19 protein-coding genes are annotated in these 16,474 nt (G+C 47.5%); 1 reads left to right on the top strand and 18 read right to left on the bottom strand.

Annotation, left to right across the window (positions count from 1 at the left end; all coding sequences use genetic code 11):
- Positions 1-192 precede the first annotated feature (192 nt).
- The 3 genes from sucD to ACWXW9_RS06180 all read right to left on the bottom strand — a co-directional run bounded on the left by sucD (position 193) and on the right by ACWXW9_RS06180 (position 3,131).
- Positions 193-1,122 (bottom strand): succinate--CoA ligase subunit alpha, encoded by a 930-nt coding sequence (gene sucD, locus ACWXW9_RS06190; RefSeq protein WP_025684916.1) that lies wholly within the window; start codon positions 1,120-1,122, stop codon positions 193-195.
- Between the two features lie 49 nt (positions 1,123-1,171).
- A complete protein-coding gene (gene sucC, locus ACWXW9_RS06185) occupies positions 1,172-2,332 on the bottom strand; it encodes an ADP-forming succinate--CoA ligase subunit beta (protein WP_494928720.1) in 1,161 nt (386 codons plus the stop codon).
- A 328-nt stretch (positions 2,333-2,660) separates the two neighbouring features.
- Positions 2,661-3,131 (bottom strand): MarR family winged helix-turn-helix transcriptional regulator, encoded by a 471-nt coding sequence (locus tag ACWXW9_RS06180; RefSeq protein ID WP_494928719.1) that lies wholly within the window; start codon positions 3,129-3,131, stop codon positions 2,661-2,663.
- A 147-nt stretch (positions 3,132-3,278) separates the two neighbouring features.
- Between ACWXW9_RS06180 and ACWXW9_RS06175 the strand changes: the two genes are divergently transcribed.
- Positions 3,279-3,707, top strand: coding sequence for an organic hydroperoxide resistance protein (locus tag ACWXW9_RS06175; RefSeq protein ID WP_494928718.1), 429 nt, complete (start codon positions 3,279-3,281; stop codon positions 3,705-3,707).
- Between the two features lie 264 nt (positions 3,708-3,971).
- On the opposite strand, the gene ACWXW9_RS06170 is transcribed toward ACWXW9_RS06175, so the two are convergent.
- The 15 genes from ACWXW9_RS06170 to ACWXW9_RS06100 form a co-directional block, all read right to left on the bottom strand.
- Positions 3,972-5,735, bottom strand: coding sequence for a YifB family Mg chelatase-like AAA ATPase (locus tag ACWXW9_RS06170; RefSeq protein WP_494928717.1), 1,764 nt, complete (start codon positions 5,733-5,735; stop codon positions 3,972-3,974).
- Positions 5,736-5,885: 150 nt separating this feature from the next.
- Positions 5,886-6,437: a nitroreductase family protein gene (locus tag ACWXW9_RS06165; protein ID WP_014281061.1), complete on the bottom strand. Its 552-nt coding sequence runs from the start codon at positions 6,435-6,437 to the stop codon at positions 5,886-5,888.
- Between the two features lie 155 nt (positions 6,438-6,592).
- Positions 6,593-6,964: a YraN family protein gene (locus ACWXW9_RS06160; protein WP_494928716.1), complete on the bottom strand. Its 372-nt coding sequence runs from the start codon at positions 6,962-6,964 to the stop codon at positions 6,593-6,595.
- On the bottom strand, positions 6,964-7,263 hold the full coding sequence (locus ACWXW9_RS06155) for an EscU/YscU/HrcU family type III secretion system export apparatus switch protein (protein WP_134910176.1): 300 nt from the start codon (positions 7,261-7,263) through the stop codon (positions 6,964-6,966). The genes ACWXW9_RS06160 and ACWXW9_RS06155 overlap by 1 nt, the downstream gene beginning before the upstream one ends.
- Positions 7,260-9,401 carry a TP0910 N-terminal domain-containing protein gene (locus tag ACWXW9_RS06150; RefSeq protein WP_494928715.1) on the bottom strand — a complete coding sequence of 714 codons (2,142 nt, stop codon included), beginning with the start codon at positions 9,399-9,401 and terminating at the stop codon, positions 7,260-7,262. Before ACWXW9_RS06150 ends, ACWXW9_RS06155 begins: the two co-directional genes overlap by 4 nt.
- Positions 9,402-9,492: 91 nt before the next feature.
- Positions 9,493-10,161, bottom strand: coding sequence for a ribonuclease HII (gene rnhB, locus ACWXW9_RS06145; protein ID WP_494928812.1), 669 nt, complete (start codon positions 10,159-10,161; stop codon positions 9,493-9,495).
- Between the two features lie 192 nt (positions 10,162-10,353).
- Positions 10,354-11,214 carry a ribosome biogenesis GTPase YlqF gene (ylqF, locus tag ACWXW9_RS06140; protein ID WP_494928714.1) on the bottom strand — a complete coding sequence of 287 codons (861 nt, stop codon included), beginning with the start codon at positions 11,212-11,214 and terminating at the stop codon, positions 10,354-10,356.
- 87 nt (positions 11,215-11,301) lie between these two features.
- Complete coding sequence (lepB, locus tag ACWXW9_RS06135) at positions 11,302-11,928, bottom strand: signal peptidase I (RefSeq protein WP_404519256.1); 627 nt, start codon at positions 11,926-11,928, stop codon at positions 11,302-11,304.
- 101 nt (positions 11,929-12,029) lie between these two features.
- Entirely contained in the window at positions 12,030-12,374 is a 345-nt protein-coding gene (gene rplS, locus ACWXW9_RS06130) for a 50S ribosomal protein L19 (RefSeq protein ID WP_010346403.1), read from the bottom strand.
- Between the two features lie 246 nt (positions 12,375-12,620).
- Positions 12,621-13,424, bottom strand: coding sequence for a tRNA (guanosine(37)-N1)-methyltransferase TrmD (gene trmD / locus ACWXW9_RS06125; protein ID WP_494928713.1), 804 nt, complete (start codon positions 13,422-13,424; stop codon positions 12,621-12,623).
- Positions 13,424-13,939, bottom strand: coding sequence for a ribosome maturation factor RimM (gene rimM, locus ACWXW9_RS06120; protein WP_494928712.1), 516 nt, complete (start codon positions 13,937-13,939; stop codon positions 13,424-13,426). Before rimM ends, trmD begins: the two co-directional genes overlap by 1 nt.
- A 97-nt stretch (positions 13,940-14,036) precedes the next feature.
- Positions 14,037-14,267, bottom strand: a complete 231-nt coding sequence (locus tag ACWXW9_RS06115) for a KH domain-containing protein (RefSeq protein WP_013309863.1) — start codon at positions 14,265-14,267, stop codon at positions 14,037-14,039.
- Positions 14,268-14,290: 23 nt separating this feature from the next.
- Positions 14,291-14,563: a 30S ribosomal protein S16 gene (gene rpsP, locus ACWXW9_RS06110; RefSeq protein WP_014281051.1), complete on the bottom strand. Its 273-nt coding sequence runs from the start codon at positions 14,561-14,563 to the stop codon at positions 14,291-14,293.
- Positions 14,564-14,630: 67 nt separating this feature from the next.
- Positions 14,631-16,007 carry a signal recognition particle protein gene (ffh, locus tag ACWXW9_RS06105; RefSeq protein WP_494928711.1) on the bottom strand — a complete coding sequence of 459 codons (1,377 nt, stop codon included), beginning with the start codon at positions 16,005-16,007 and terminating at the stop codon, positions 14,631-14,633.
- A gap of 52 nt (positions 16,008-16,059) precedes the next feature.
- A complete protein-coding gene (locus tag ACWXW9_RS06100) occupies positions 16,060-16,428 on the bottom strand; it encodes a putative DNA-binding protein (protein ID WP_149095811.1) in 369 nt (122 codons plus the stop codon).
- Positions 16,429-16,474: the final 46 nt, after the last annotated feature.

The following is a 16,474-nucleotide window of genomic DNA, read 5'->3' as shown; positions in this document are numbered from 1 at the left end:
CCTTATTTTGTGGCACAGCGTATCATTTTGCAAGCGTTTCCCTGATAAGCTTGTCCCAACGCAAAAAAAAGCAACCTTTTCATCCCCTGTTTCAGAAGACAAAAAGGTTGCTTACCTTTCTTTCATTATACACTAGCAGGCGGCAAATTTCGATGCCATTTTACAGCTTGTATATTAATGAAGAAACACGATTTAATGTGTCGTACACAAATTCAAAATACCACGTGCTTCCAGCACACTGACCAGCGTCGAGCCCATCTCCGAAGGAGTCGGTGCCACCTTGATACCACAGGCTTCAAGCGTAGCGATTTTTTCCTTGGCTGTTCCTTTTCCGCCGGAAATGATGGCACCTGCATGCCCCATCCGTTTGCCTGGAGGCGCAGTCACACCGCCGATAAAACCGACTACCGGTTTCGTCATATTGTCTCGAATCCACTCGGCAGCTTCCTCCTCGGCCGTACCGCCGATTTCTCCGATCAGAATGACAGCATGCGTGTTAGGATCTTCATTGAAGCGCTGCAAAATATCAATAAATTCCGAGCCTTTAACTGGATCACCGCCGATACCAACCGCGGAGGATTGTCCGATGCCCCGGGTAGTCAGTTGATGCACCGCTTCATAGGTCAGCGTTCCGCTACGTGACACAACACCTACATGACCCGGTAGATGAATGTAACCCGGCATGATGCCAATTTTGCACTCTCCCGGTGTAATTACGCCTGGACAGTTAGGACCGATCAGAACGGTCTTTTTACCTTCCATAAAGCGTTTGACCTTAATCATATCAAGCACCGGAATACCCTCGGTTATACAAATGACGAGGTCTAACTCTGCATCTACAGCCTCCAAAATGGAATCCGCAGCAAAAGCAGGCGGCACATAAATAACACTCGCTGTCGCGCCTGTAGCAGCCTTCGCTTCGCTCACCGTATTAAACACAGGCAACTTGACCTGTTGTCCGTTCTCCAGCGTAATTTCCACCTCGGTGCCGCCCTTGCCTGGAGAGGTGCCTCCTACCATCTGTGTGCCATAATCAAGCGCACCCTTGGCGTGGAATAACGCCGTTTTTCCCGTAATCCCCTGTGTAATCACCTTTGTATGCTTATCGACCAAAATACTCACGATCTTCACATCCCCTATCGTTTATTCGGCATATCGGAATGCAAACAGGCTATTGAACAAGTTCGACGATTTTCTGGGCACCATCCGCCATGGAATCAGCCGCCACGATATTCAAACCGGATTCCGCCAAAATCTGTTTACCCAACTCGACATTCGTACCTTCGAGACGGACAACAAGCGGACGGGTCAGCCCCAATTGCTTGGCAGCCTCCACCACACCGTTCGCAATGATGTCACACTGCATAATTCCGCCGAAAATGTTCACAAAAATGCCTTCTACCTTCGGATCGGACAAAATGATTTTGAACGCTTCGGTTACCTTTTCCGTCGTCGCACCGCCCCCTACGTCAAGGAAGTTGGCCGGATCTCCGCCGTAATATTTGATAATGTCCATCGTCGCCATGGCAAGACCTGCGCCGTTGACCATACATCCAATATTTCCGTCCAATGCGATGTAGCTCAGATCGTATTTGGAAGCTTCGATTTCTTTCTCATCCTCTTCGTCCAAATCACGCAGCTCCAAAATATCCTTGTGGCGGAACAGCGCATTAGAGTCGAAATTCAGTTTGGCATCCAACGCCAGCACATTCCCGTCACCTGTGACGACCAACGGATTGATCTCTGCAATCGAACAATCCTTGTCCACAAAAGCTTCGTAGAGCGCCTGCATGAACTTAACCGCCTTGTTCACCAGCTCATTCGGGATGTTAATGTCATACGCCAGCTTGCGCGCCTGATATACCTGAAGTCCAATCGCCGGATCAACAACCGCTTTAAAAATTTTCTCCGGAGTAGCCGCAGCTACCTCTTCGATTTCCGTACCGCCTTCTTCCGAGGCCATGATCACGACACGTCCGGTCGCACGATCCACGACAACACCGACGTAATACTCTTTACGAATATCGCAGCCTTCCTCTACCAAAAGGCGTTTAACCTCTTTGCCTTCAGGCCCGGTCTGGTGTGTCACCAGCACCTTACCCAAAATTTCAGAAGCATAAGTACGCACTTCATCCAAGCTTTTGGCCACCTTCACACCGCCCGCTTTACCACGTCCACCGGCATGAATTTGCGCCTTTACCACCGTAACAGCGCTTCCAAGCGATTCTGCTACAGCAACGGCTTCCTCCACCGTATAGGCAACCTTACCGTTCGGTACAGCCACTCCGTACTGCTTCAATACTTCTTTACCCTGATATTCATGGATATTCATTCTGGAATCCTCCTATCAACATGACTGCAACAAGGGCGGTTCACAAGGAAATCTATACTAAACCTACATCATTGTAACATGTTTTTAAAACGCTTTCCTTATAATTTAACCTTATGAATTACAGTATTTTGATATCATTATCATTCCCAAAATCGAATGTTTGGATATTAATGGATATTCATTTTAATAGAATACAAAAAAAAGTACCTCTTCAAGTTCAGGATTTATTAAATCCGTATGAGAGGTACTTTAGTTCATTGGGGCATTCCTTCATCCAGCTACGGGCGGCTACATAACAAGAGATTCGTAAAGTAGCCGGAAATACCGATTATGATTTTTCAACCTGCACATTCGCTTCATGAACTCGATCCAGCAGATCATTGAACTGAAACAGGAGCGAGTCGAATTGATCGTGGGTCATGCTTGTTTTTTCCTGAATACATCCCGGTACAGATAGTGCTTTTTCCCGCAATGCATTTCCTTCTGGAGTCAAAGAAATCAGCACCTTACGTTCATCCTGAGTCGAACGCTTCCGGTCAATGAGTCCGGCATTCTGCAATCTTTTCAATAACGGGGTTAGTGTCCCTGAGTCCAGATACAACGCCTCGCCTAATTCCTTCACTGTACATTCCTCGCGCTCCCACAGCACGATGAGCACCAAATACTGTGAGTATGTCACACCGAGCTTTTCCAGATAAGGCTGGTATAGCTTCGTAATCTCTCTGGAGCACGCATATATGGCAAAGCATAATTGATTATCAAGTTTTAATGTTGCACCTTCATTATGATTGTTGTCCATGCTGTCAGATCACCTGCTTTCGTCCTTATTTTAGCACATTATATAACAAAAAACATGATAATTGCACAAAATACTTTACAAAAGATAATTATTTTGATAAATTAAATTGTGTAAAATATAAATTGAACGAGAGGCAGTGATTGGATTATGATGACCATTCAACAAAAAATGTATGAAACCACAGTGAAAGCGGTTGGAGGACGTAATGGTTATGTCGAGTCTTCTTCCCCTGAACTTCGTCTAAATATTGATACACCAAAAGAAATGGGCGGTGCAGGCGGCACGGGTACGAATCCGGAGCAATTGTTTGCAGCAGGCTATTCAGCGTGTTTTGACAGTGCTTTGAATATGGTTGCCCGCATGCAGCGTATTAAACATGAAGGTACCGAAGTAACAGCAACGGTCAATTTCGGTAAAGTTGAAGACGGCGGCTTCGGAATCGGAGTGAACCTTGATGTTCTGGTGAAAGGCGTTGACCATGAAACAGCGGTAAAATTAGTAGAAGGCGCACATGAGCAGTGTCCTTACTCCCGCGCTACCCGCGATAATATCGAAGTGAAACTGAACGTGCTCTAATCCGAATTATAAAAAAATCCTCCGAGCTGTTTCTGGTTCGGAGGATTTGTATACTTTCAGCTACACCTTCACAACAAAGGATTGACAGCTGGTTTTTCTTCCATCAAGTAACATGGCAGATGATGCATAATCGTATATACGAAATTGATATACTTATTGTATAATCACATTGTCATAATCTTTTTTTCTTCTCCAGAACTTTGCGTCTGGAGCTTTTTTTGTCTTACATAAAAAAAATGGACATATCGTTATTCCTATGCTGTTTTATTCTTCTGAAAAACTGGCATGTGCTCTGTCCATATTCCGATATTGAATGGCTTCAGCTACATGTGACACGGTGATCTTCTCTGATTGATTCAAGTCTGCAATGGTGCGTGACAGTTTGAGAATTCGATCATACGCACGCATGCTTAAACCGAGTGCATCCATCGTCTGATCAAGAAGCTCTGCCGCGTTATGTTCTAACACCGCATATTTACGGAGCATTTGACCGGATAGTTCGCTATTCCATGAAAAAGGAAGCTTGCTGTATCTATGGATTTGTATCTCTTGAGCAGCTAGTACCTGTCTTCGCATTTCAGCGGACGACAGTGACTCCTTTTCCTCACGCCAGTCCTTCGGTTGCGATACCTCAAGCTGAAGATCGATCCGGTCCAGTAATGGACCAGAAATACGCGAACGATAGCGAGCTACCGCAGCAGGTGAACAGGTACACCGCTGATGTTGCGTATCACTTCCGAAAAAGCCGCAGTGACACGGGTTCATAGAAGCTGCAAGTAAAAAATGTGCCGGGTACTTAAAAACTGCACGTGAACGGCTAATTGTCACATTGCGATCTTCCAACGGCTGCCTCAGCACCTCTAGCACATGACGACTAAACTCAGGCAACTCATCCAGAAATAAAATCCCCCGATGTGCAAGGCTAATTTCTCCCGGCTTGGGAATGCCGCCTCCTCCCACCAGTCCAGCAGCAGAAATCGTATGATGAGGTGAACGGAAGGGGCGAATGTTCATTAAATGAGGCGATGACTCCTTCCACTTCCCGGCGGCGCTATATATTTTGGTAACCTCCAGTGCCTCTTTTCCGGTCAAGGGCGGCAGAATGGATGGCAGCCTGCGGATAAGCATCGTTTTTCCGGCACCTGGAGGCCCGATAAGGACAATATTGTGCATCCCGGCAGCAGCGATAACCAACGCTCGTTTAGCGTGTAGCTGACCTAATACATCGCTGTAATCCTCCATAGCGTCAATTATCTCTTTGACCTCACCCATAGGTATTTGATCTGCCTGAGGCAAATGGTCATAAGCATGGATAATGATCTGCTGTCTAGCATTAATACGTTTGTCTTGGGCATAATGTTCAGCTTCATTCGGGATTGGCTTAGGAGCTGGATCCATAGCTTGCTTAATATCTTGATTAATTATTTGATTACCTGTTTGATTAGTTCCCCCACCATCCATTGGATCAGGTAAGTAGTTAGAATTCCGATCTTTTGATTGGCCTTCAATAGCGTATTGTCCATGATCTTTTGCTGGAATGAGATCCATTAGATGACGAACAGCGTAAATACGTATACCCGTGATCAGGCGTGCTTCACCTGCATTTTCCTCGGGAAGCAGCACCGAATGAAATCCTTCTCGCTTGGCCAAATCAACCATAGACAATACCCCGTTCACGGGGCGAATACTGCCGTCCAACGCTAGTTCACCGATAAATAGCGTCCATTCCCCCGCAGGTAAAACGACTTGTCCGCTGGTTGTCAGCAGTCCCAAAGCGATAGCAAGGTCAAAGGATGAGCCTTCCTTACGTAAATCAGCAGGAGCCAAATTTATGGTTACACGCTGTGACGGATATTTGAAACCGCAGTTTTTGATCGCTGCTCTTACGCGCTCCACAGCCTCTCGAATGGCCGAATCCGGCAATCCGATGATTGCAGTTTGAGGCAACCCATTAGACAAATCAGTCTCAACTTCAATCAGAACACCGTCTATTCCATAAAGACAAGCTCCATGTAGTTTTCCATACATAACAAAAAAACACCTCTCCTCATACTGAAATGTCTCCCACGGGAGCATTGCATATATGAAAAAAGGTGCTTCCAAATTTTCATCCGCTGCAAATATCATGTTACATTTTTAATTCATAAAGCTGTCTAATCAAGGTTATTCGACAAAAGATTATTTGTCAAACAGGGTTAGCTTATCCGCTGCTGGAATACGTGGTCTTGGTTCTGGAATGACTTCAGGATAACCCGCATACACCATGCCGATGATCTTCTCACCAGGCTGAATTCCCAAATGCTTGCGGAATTTCGGTGAATAAAGAAAAGGCTTTGTGACCCAAAACGTTCCGATTCCTTTACTCCATGCGGCAAGCATAAAGTTTTGTACAAGGGCACTAACCGCTGCAAAGTCCTCATCCCAAACTGCCTGACGCGGATCTTCCTCCAACACAACTAAAAGCTGAATCGGATTGTGCAAAATGCCGCTTTCGAACTTGTTATCCTTGCCAATATCGGCTTCAATAGCTTCAGCAAGTTTTTTCCGGCCGTCACCGGCAAACAAGAGAAAACGCCATGGCTCGCGCATTTTATGATTGGGGGCCCACACAGCAACATCCAGCAGTTCTTTAATGGTATCTACTGGAATGGGGTCGGATTTGAACCGTTTAATGGTCCGTCGTTCCTGAATTACATCTATGACATGTTCACTAAAGGTATGCTCTGTCACGTATATCCTCCTTTGTAGGAATAGCTCGTGAATGTTCACTATAACTAAAAATCAAAATGATAACCATTCTCAATAAAATATACCTTTAGCATTCCTTCCTGTCAACCTGTGCATATAAAATTCGAAATGAGCCTTCAAAAAAGTTTACCACTCTTTTAAAATGCCTCAATTATGTGCTCCGTGACGACTGCGGTTTCCTCAATCAATCGTACAGAAATCATATCAAAACGGATTGGAACATCCTCAATTCCGTTCATATGCAAATAAACAGCGGCTGTCTGGCGAACCTGGGTTATTTTACGTGCAGTGATTGATTCTGCGGGCGTTCCATAATTGGAGCTACTTCGGCTGCGTACTTCAATAAACACGAGAATATCATGCTGCGCGACAATCAGATCCATTTCTCCGCTACGACATCGCCAGTTACGCTCTATGATACGATACCCCAGATTTTCCAAAAACGAAGCCGCTGCCTGTTCACCCAAAGCTCCTTTGGCTTTTCGTTGATCCTTACCTCCGGTCCTCATCAGGTGTCATCCCTTGGAGCAAGCTTATCCATTTGATATATATAGGTGAGCACCTCTGCCACCAATTGATATAGCTCAGCAGGAATTTGTTCATCCAAGTCAAGCTTGGACAATACCTCAACCAGTGCGGCATCCTCTTGAACGGGAACGCCGTGCTCTTTGGCTTTTTCTAAAATGCTATCCGCAATACGACCACTGCCTTTGGCAACGACGATAGGGGCTTCGCTCTCACCGGGCGTATATTTAAGGGCGACAGCCTTCTTCCTAGAAGGAGAAGGAGCCTCTAACGGCTCTTTCATATTTTAAGATCGACTCCTTTATACGGCTGAGGCACATAGCTTTGTACCTCCGAAGAGACCAGACCTTTGCTCTCCTGTCCAGTCCTTACCGGCATCGGTTCGGTGCGCAGGGATAAAAGCTGATAGCCTAGCGATTCCAGCGCCGTATGAATGGATTCACGCCCGCTGGTCAACAGCGAAGCAGCCCAATCCTGATCGTTATGGAGCTTGAGGCTCACTATCCGGTCCACGACTTGCACATCCACCAATGTTGGCCCGAGCGCCTTCATGTCCAAATCAAACCAAAGTCGGCAGTTGGATGCATCCAGCTCCCCGCGTTTACCGCGTCGAGACTGAATCTGGATCGTAGCTGTTTCACGACCATCTGGTCCGACAAACGGAATAAACATGTGTACCTGTGCAAAAGGGGCCGTACGGTCCGTATTCAGCAGCAACTGCTGACCCGTCAGGTGCTGCACGACCTGCTGCGCCGCCTCTTTCAGGGCAGGCGGCAGGTCATCGCTGCCCATCAACTGGAGCAGCGCTCCCTTTACGGTGTCGGCGTCCGCTGACACCGTACCGCCCGCCGCAGCCGCTAATCCCGGCAGCGGCTGCGTTCCTTCCGGCGGCTCCATACGGGCCGCCGCCGTTCCCTGCGCGGTCTGTGCAGCCACGCGGTGTACCTGCTGCTCGTGCTCTGCACCGAGCAGCTTCAGCACGCGGCCCACCCACGGGTCCTCCGTGGGGGTGAGCTGCGTGCTGGACACTACGGACGCCGCTGGCTGCGCAGCAGCGGCATCCGTAGCCCGCAGAGAGCCAGCCGTAGGCTGCGGCGCTTCTGCTGCGGGCTGTTCCGGCGCAGCCGTGCCCAGCGCGGACGGCACCGCCGCGCGCAGCTCTTGCAGCAGCGTACGCAGCCGCTGGAGAGGCGCCTCCGGCGTGGCCGCGTTGCCCGCAGCGGCCTGCGGAACAGAGCCGCCAGCCAGCTGCGCGGCGGTGCGGTCGGCCGTAGCAGCGTTTGCAGCGGGCTTCGCCCCGGCAGGCTCTGCCGTTGCCGCAGTAGGAGTGCCTTCGGCGCCCTTGGGCTGTTGTGTACCCGCCGTGGCAGCTTGCGGCTGCTCCGCTCCGGCTCGTGAAGCCCTCAGTGCATTAGCACCCGATTCAGGCGCATTTACACCAGAGTCCGCCACCATGTCTGTGGCTATGGCTCCACGCCCGTTAGCTACCGTTGCTTCCCCAGAGACCGCACCTTTAGCTACAGGTGCAGCAGTTCCAGTCGGAGCATCCGTGTCTGTCGCTGAAGCGCCCGCTTCACCCACCATAGCAGCAAGATTTGCCGCCTGAGTCCCTTTCAGCGTCTCCTTGCCTCCTGCTGCCTGTACCACTTCTGCCTGCTTTGTAGCAACAGCAGCGGCATCTTTGGACAATACAGGAACTTGGCCTTCTGGTGCATCTGCAACAACAGATGAAGAAGAGCCTGATGGAGCAGGGGACATTCGGTCAGCCCCCTTTACCGCTGTTGCTTCTCCCGCCATACGGTCAGCAGATGCTCCTTGTCCTTGCTGCTTGAATACTGCTTCAAGCTCCTGCTCCAGCGAAGACAAAAGATCATTTAAAGGAGGGCCAAACATCGCCTGTCGCAAACCGTTTATACTTTCCGCCGTCAATGGCAATCCACGTTGAAAGGCAACCGCTGCTGCCTGTACAAACGTCTCCATTTGTACTTTTCCCGGCTGCTTCGCCAAAGCGTCCCGTAAAGAAGCCGCATTTTCCGATGTCAACGGTACACCATTCTTTTGCATCGCCTGTATCAGTTCTCTGTTCTGCGCTGTATCCGGTAGCCCCACCGAATCCAGTACATCTGCCAACGCTACAGTCTGCTGTCCTGTGTTGGCTGCATCGTTCAAAGGCTTAAGCACAGTCATTCCACTGGGCGAAGCCGGCTGAACCTGAAGTAATGTGGACTGTCCAGGTTGAAGAGGGGTTTCCAGCTTGGCCCTGACCTGGGAACCTTGAATTTGCAGTACAGCTTCACCGCCGTCCTCAGACACCTTTAATACGACGCCCCGAACGACCTGACCTGGCTGCATATCGAGCTTTTTAGTCTCTCCCGCCTTCGCATCACCAAGTAATCCTCGAAATACAGAACCGATATTCATAGGGTCCCTCCTCTCTTTATGCCCTATGTTCAAGGGCTCTATTTTATTGGGTATACATTATATCGGCACAGTCCCGACTCATAATAAGTATTTACAGGTCAAACAACGTCGGTTGCTCGATCAACAAATTCCCAAGAAAGCTGCGTCTATGCATCGCTGTAGGTCCCAGCGCCAAAATTTGTTCCCTGTGTAGCTTGGTAGCGTAACCTTTATGTATGCCAATCCCATATTCTGGGTACTTTGCATCCCATTCACCTTTGCACAGTCGATCACGGGTTACCTTGGCAATGATAGAAGCCGCAGCAATAGACTGGCTGTTCGCATCTCCTTTAATAATAGAGAGCTGGGGAATAGGCAAATCCACCTTTTCTGCATCTACAAGCAAATAATCAGGAGATACCTGTAATGCCTCAACTGCCTGCTTCATCGCCAAACGAGCAGCCTGTTTAATATTGATGGCATCAATCGTTCGTGCGTCCACATACCCGACTCCTACGGCAATGGCCTTCTCCATAATCAGCTCATAGTAGGTTTCCCTCTTCTTGTCCGTCAACTTTTTGGAATCATCCACGCCCTCCAGCAGCTCACCATTCGGCAAAATGACGGCCGCTGCCACAACATCCCCGAACAAACACCCTCGGCCTACCTCATCAATACCAACGATGCGCTCATAGGATTGCTCCCAGCACTCTTTTTCATAGCGCAGCATGTCCGTTACCGCTACCACTTTTTCTTCCATACTCCATACCCGCCTATCTATATGTAGTTTGGCGCTTAATTCACGCCATAGTTCTGCACAATTTTATTCAGCTTAACACAGACCTGTCCATCCCAAAACCCTTTTCGTTAACCTGCCTTCACATACCAAAAAACCTTCCTCTCTCCGGAGAGATGGGGAAGGTTCTTCCTTGCCACACTATGCTATGTTGTGTATCCGGTACATCTGGCAGAATCAGTAAGGAGCTTCCAAACTAAAACGTCCCAGCTTACCTGCACGCAGCTCTCGTAAAATGATTTTTGACGACTTTTCGAGATCTACACGTCCACCGCTGACAATACAGCCGCGTTTACGTCCAATCGCTTCCATGACACTGACAATTTCATCGGCATTTTCCGTATCCTCGGGACGTTCAGTCAGCTCAAAGCGCGCTGCCAGCTCATCCCAGTAATATTGAACCAAATATCTTGTCGCGAAAAAAGCGATATCCTCAACATTCAAAATCTCTTCCTTGATCGCGCCTGTAACCGCCAGACGATAACCAACATTCTGATCCTCAAATTTGGGCCACAAAATACCCGGTGTATCCAGCAGCTCAATTTCACCAATCTTGATCCATTGCTGTGCCTTCGTCACCCCAGGACGATCGCCCGTAGCTGCAATGCTACGTCCTGCCATACGGTTGATCAGGGTCGATTTACCGACATTCGGTATACCAACAATCAAAGCACGCATAGGACGAGGATTCATACCTTTAGAAATCTGCCGATCTATCTTTTCCTTAAGCAGCAACTTGGCCTGAACAGGAATTTCTTTCATTCCTGTGCCTGTTGTAGCATCCACCTGAAATGCGATATTCCCTTGCTCCTTAAAGTAGGCAATCCACTGCTGTGATACTACCGGGTCCGCCAAATCTGCCTTATTTAAAATAATCATTCGCGGCTTGCCCTGCAAAATATCATCAATCATTGGATTTCGGCTGGAAAGCGGCAATCGAGCATCAATCAACTCAATTACTAAATCAATCAGCTTTAATTTTGCTTCAATTTGGCGGCGCGCTTTGGTCATATGACCAGGAAACCATTGTATCGTCACCGTCATCACCTCATTGATCGTAACTCCTAACGTTTTCCATAGTGTTATGCGTCAGGATTACGGCAGCTATGCTGCATATTAGTTGTTCTAGTGGTTAATCCACTTCATATCCTTCACCGGCCAGAAAATAACATCAGCACGGCCGACGACTTCTTTCAAATCAATATATCCAATCATCCGACTGTCTGTACTGTTGGAACGGTTATCCCCCATAACAAAAATATGCCCTGCCGGAACTTTACCATCCTTAAAATTTTCATTCGGGAAATTTGTAAACTTGTTGTAAAGCTCACCATTTTGATGCGCTTCCTCCAACGGAGTTTTCAAGTAAGGCTCCTGAATAGGTTTACCATTCACCGTAATCGTGTCACCTTCTACCTTAACCGTATCGCCCTCAACGGCAATGACGCGCTTAATGAAATCTCTTCCTTCATCCGGTACATGAAACACGATTACCTCTCCCGGTTTTGGGGAACGGAAATCATACAAAATTTCATTTACAATGACACGTTCACCGGTATGAAAGTTAGGCTGCATCGACGGGCCATCCACAATAAACGGCTTAAAAAGAAACCAACGGATTAAAAAGACCAACACTAACGCGATAACGATGGCCTTGATCCACTCAAAAATCTCATTTTTCGGTTTACGCTTGGGCGTACCATCCTGATCGGTCGGCTGCTGTATAGCTCCTTGTCCTACTTCTTGCTCCATAGCTCACTGTCCTCTCTTTACGGTCAATAATCCACAGTTCCCTATGTACGTAGAAAAAACGAAAGGAGCTTGTAATCAAGCCCCTTTCGTTATTCGTTGTATTAACGACGAATTTCTTTAATTCTCGCTGCTTTACCGCGCAGTTCACGAAGATAATAAAGCTTCGCACGACGCACTTTACCACGGCGAGCCACGTCGATTTTATCGATTTTCGGGGAATGAAGCGGGAAAGTTCTTTCCACACCTACACCGTAAGAAATTTTACGAACTGTAAAAGTCTCACTGATTCCGCCACCACGGCGTTTAATTACAACACCTTCAAACAACTGGATACGCTCACGAGTTCCCTCAATAACTTTCACGTGCACTTTCAAAGTGTCACCGGGACGAAAGTTAGGCAAATCTTTACGCAGTTGTTCTTCAGTGATCGCTTGGACGATATTCATCTATGACTCCCTCCTTCCGTACAGGTGTTCATGCATCTTCTGGAAACACATCCGTTTCCTTCATCATCCACAGAGGACCACCGTATTACACACAACAGATGTATTGTATCATGGAGGATACCGCATTGCAACAAGAAAAAGGGATTTGACCAAACATTATATTTAATTAATTACATTATAAAACAGGTTAGCACCTGCTTTCAAATCCCCTCATTGCTACAGCGCTTTAATACACTCTTCCCATGATCAATCCATCTTGCCCTGTTCCTCTATCCATACCCGTTCCTTGCTTGTCAATTCAGCCTGCTCCAGCAGATCCGGTCGACGTTCCATCGTACGACGCAGTGCCTCCTGCCGTCTCCATGCATCAATATTAACGTGATGTCCTGACAACAGCACCTCAGGCACCTTCCAGCCCCGAAACTCAGCTGGTCTGGTATAATGCGGGTACTCCAGCAGACCTGTACTGAAAGAGTCCGTTACTGCACTCGTTTCATTACCCAGCACTCCAGGCAACAACCGTGCCACACTATCTATAACGACCATGGCGGGCAGTTCCCCACCAGTCAACACATAATCTCCAATAGAAAGCTCATCCGTCACTAAATGCTCGCGAATACGCTCATCATAGCCCTCATAATGCCCGCATATAAAAATAAGATGGTCCTCTTTAGCAAACTCCTCCGCTTTCTTTTGCGTAAAAGTCACACCTTGGGGACACATCAAAATAATACGCGGTGCTTTCAAACCTGCACTCGACCTGGCCTCTCTACCTTGAACAACTTCGTCTGTGTTCCCTGATATGGTTGGACGCTCTGATTCATCCAATAACGCCTCCACCGCAGTGAAAATCGGGTCAGGCTTCAATACCATCCCGCCCCCGCCACCATAGGGTGTATCATCCACTTGACCATGCTTGTTCCCGGCATATTGGCGAAAATTAACCGCTTGCAGTGATATGATTCCCTTCTCCCTTGCTTTTCCCAGAATGCTTGCATTAAATACACCGTCAAACATTTCGGGAAACAGGGTCAGCACATCCACCCGCATTACAGTAGTCCTTCCATCAACCGTACCGTAACCCGTTTTTCAGGCACGTTTACATCCAAAATGACACCTTCTATATACGGCACCAGCAGTTCCTTGCCATCGGGCATTGTGACTACCCATACATCGTTAGCTCCTGGTGTCAAAATCTCCTTCACCACACCAAGCTTTTCTCCATCTTCTGTCACTACTTCCAAGCCAACAACTTCATGAAAATAAAACTCATTTTCCTCTAGTTTGCCTAGCCGTTCAGCGGACACTTTCAATAAGCTGCCTTTATACTTTTCAACATCATTGATGTTATGATATTCCTTGAATTTGGCTACAACCATATTTTTTTGAAAACGTGCTGTTTCAATAGTTACAGGGATCGGCGCTTTACCATCCGCAGGAATGATCAACAACTCACTGCCTTTGGCAAAACGATCCTCCGGGAAATCAGTCGTCGTTAATATTTTAAGCTCGCCGCGGATTCCATGTGTATTCACAATTTTCCCGACATTAAACAATTGCTGCATCGTGTTCCTCCTGCATGTAATCGGTCCCGCTCCATATCATCTTCATCATGTACGAAAAAGGGTTAGGACATACATCCTAACCCACTTTCGTATATCTTTAAGATATGATGTCTACGGTAACCCGTTTATCCATCTTAACGGCTGCTGATGCAACCACAGTGCGAAGCGCTTTGGCGATACGACCCTGCTTGCCAATGATTTTACCTACATCCTCAGGATGCACGCTAAGCTCATATACGACAAGCCGATCCTTCTCCAAGGTCTTCACGGTTACATCTTCCGGATGATCGACTAAAGCCTTAGCAATGATTATCACTAATTCTTCCATGGTTGACCCTCCGCATCAGCACCTTATTTCTGTTGTTTAAGCTCATGAAACTTTTTCATTACGCCCGCTTTGCTAAGCAAGTTGCGGACTGTATCGGATGCTTGTGCACCATCTTGCAACCATTTCAACGCTTTATCTTCATCAATTTTTACAACTGCTGGTACTGTAATAGGGTTGTAATAACCGATTTCTTCGATAAAACGACCGTCACGCGGGGAACGGGAATCCGATACCACGACGCGATAGAAAGGAGCTTTATGTGCACCCATACGTTTCAGACGAATACGAACTGCCACGAAAATTCACCTCCTTCAAAAAGTAGACTGTATATTGTTATCCTATAATTCCAACGGCCTATTGGCCTTAACGGAAAGGAAACTTCATACCTTTACCCATACCCTTCAACTGCTTCAGGGCTTTGTTTTTGCCACCCTTAGGTCCCATCATGTCTGAGAACTGCTTCATCATGCGCCGCATTTCGTCAAATTGCTTGATTAGGCGGTTTACCTCAGCCAGTGATGTTCCACTGCCTACAGCAATCCGTTTGCGGCGGCTATGATTAATCATGTCCGGGTTTTGCTTTTCTTGTGTGGTCATGGAATGAACGATAGCCTCAATCCGGCCCATCTGCTTGTCATCCACTTTAACATCTTTCATTTGCTTCATATTGCCCATGCCGGGAATCATATCGAGAATCTGGTCGATCGGGCCAAGCTTTTTAACTTGATCCATCTGCTCCAGAAAATCTTCGAAGGTAAATTCAGCATTGCGCATTTTCCGTTCCATTTCCTTCGCCTTATCGGCGTCGATATTGGATTGCGCTTTTTCAATCAGGGACAACATGTCGCCCATACCCAAAATCCGTGAAGCCATCCGTTCCGGATGAAACGGCTCCATTGCATCCAGCTTTTCACCCAATGTAGCAAACTTGATCGGGCATCCAGTCACAGCCTTAACCGACAAGGCCGCACCACCGCGGGTATCGCCGTCCAGCTTCGTCAGTACAACCCCAGTTAACTCCAAGCTCGTGTTAAAGTGCTCCGCAACGTTTACCGCATCCTGACCTGTCATGCTGTCAACAACCAACAGAACTTCGTCAGGATTCACATTCGCATGAATCTGGCGCAACTCTTCCATAAGCTCTTCATCTACATGAAGACGACCGGCAGTATCTATAATAACGTAGTCATTACTGTTATCCTTGGCATGCTGTAAGCCCTGTTTTGCAATTTCCACCGGGCTTGTCTGATCACCGAGCGTAAATACAGGAGCGTTGATCTGCTCGCCAAGTACCTGTAACTGTTTGATCGCAGCCGGTCTATATATATCACCAGCTACGAGCAAGGGGCGATGATTTTGCTTTTGCAGCAACTTCGCCAGCTTACCGGACGTCGTCGTCTTACCTGCGCCCTGGAGACCCACCATCATAATGACCGTAGGCGGTTTGTTTGCTTTGGCAAGCTTGGCCTGACTGCCGCCCATCAACTCGGTCAGTTCCTTGTTCACGATGTCGATGATTACCATGCCTGGCGTGAAGCTGTCCATCACTTCCTTGCCGACGGATTTCTCCTTCACCTTGGCAATAAAGTCCTTTACAACCTTGAAGTTAACGTCCGCCTCCAGCAAAGCTAATCGTACTTCGCGCATCGCCTGAGCTACATCATCCTCAGACACTTTTCCTTTGCCGCGCAGTTTACTAAATACATTTTGCAAGCGGGTCGATAATCCTTCAAATGCCATATTTTCGCACCTCCTTGTCTACCAGGGTTGTTTGTTTACTAATCTATATGACCTACAATTCCTGCAGGCGATTTACAATTTGATGAACATGTTGCAGAGTGCCTTCATCAGGTTTACCGATTTTACCGAACGCCTCATACAACGCTGTATTCAATTCTTCCAGATCTCGGCTTCTACGCTCATGTTTACTGAGCAACCCGAGCTTTTCCTCATACATTTCCAGTACCTGCTCGGCACGTTTGATATGCTCATACACGGCCTGACGACTAATTTGAAATTCCGAAGCAATCTCTCCCAGAGAAAAATCATCATGGAAGTAATATTTCAAAAACATCTGTTGCTTCTCCGTAAGCAGAGGTTCATAGAAGTCAAACAGTCGGTTAATCCGGTTTGTCTTTTCCAGCCGATTCTCCTGACTCATCGCGTATACCTCCATCGTCAAGGAAAAACACTTTACAGTTCTTTTC

The organism is Paenibacillus sp. LT-B23 (assembly GCF_059417685.1).
This window is presented reverse-complemented; position numbering and strand designations above follow the sequence as displayed.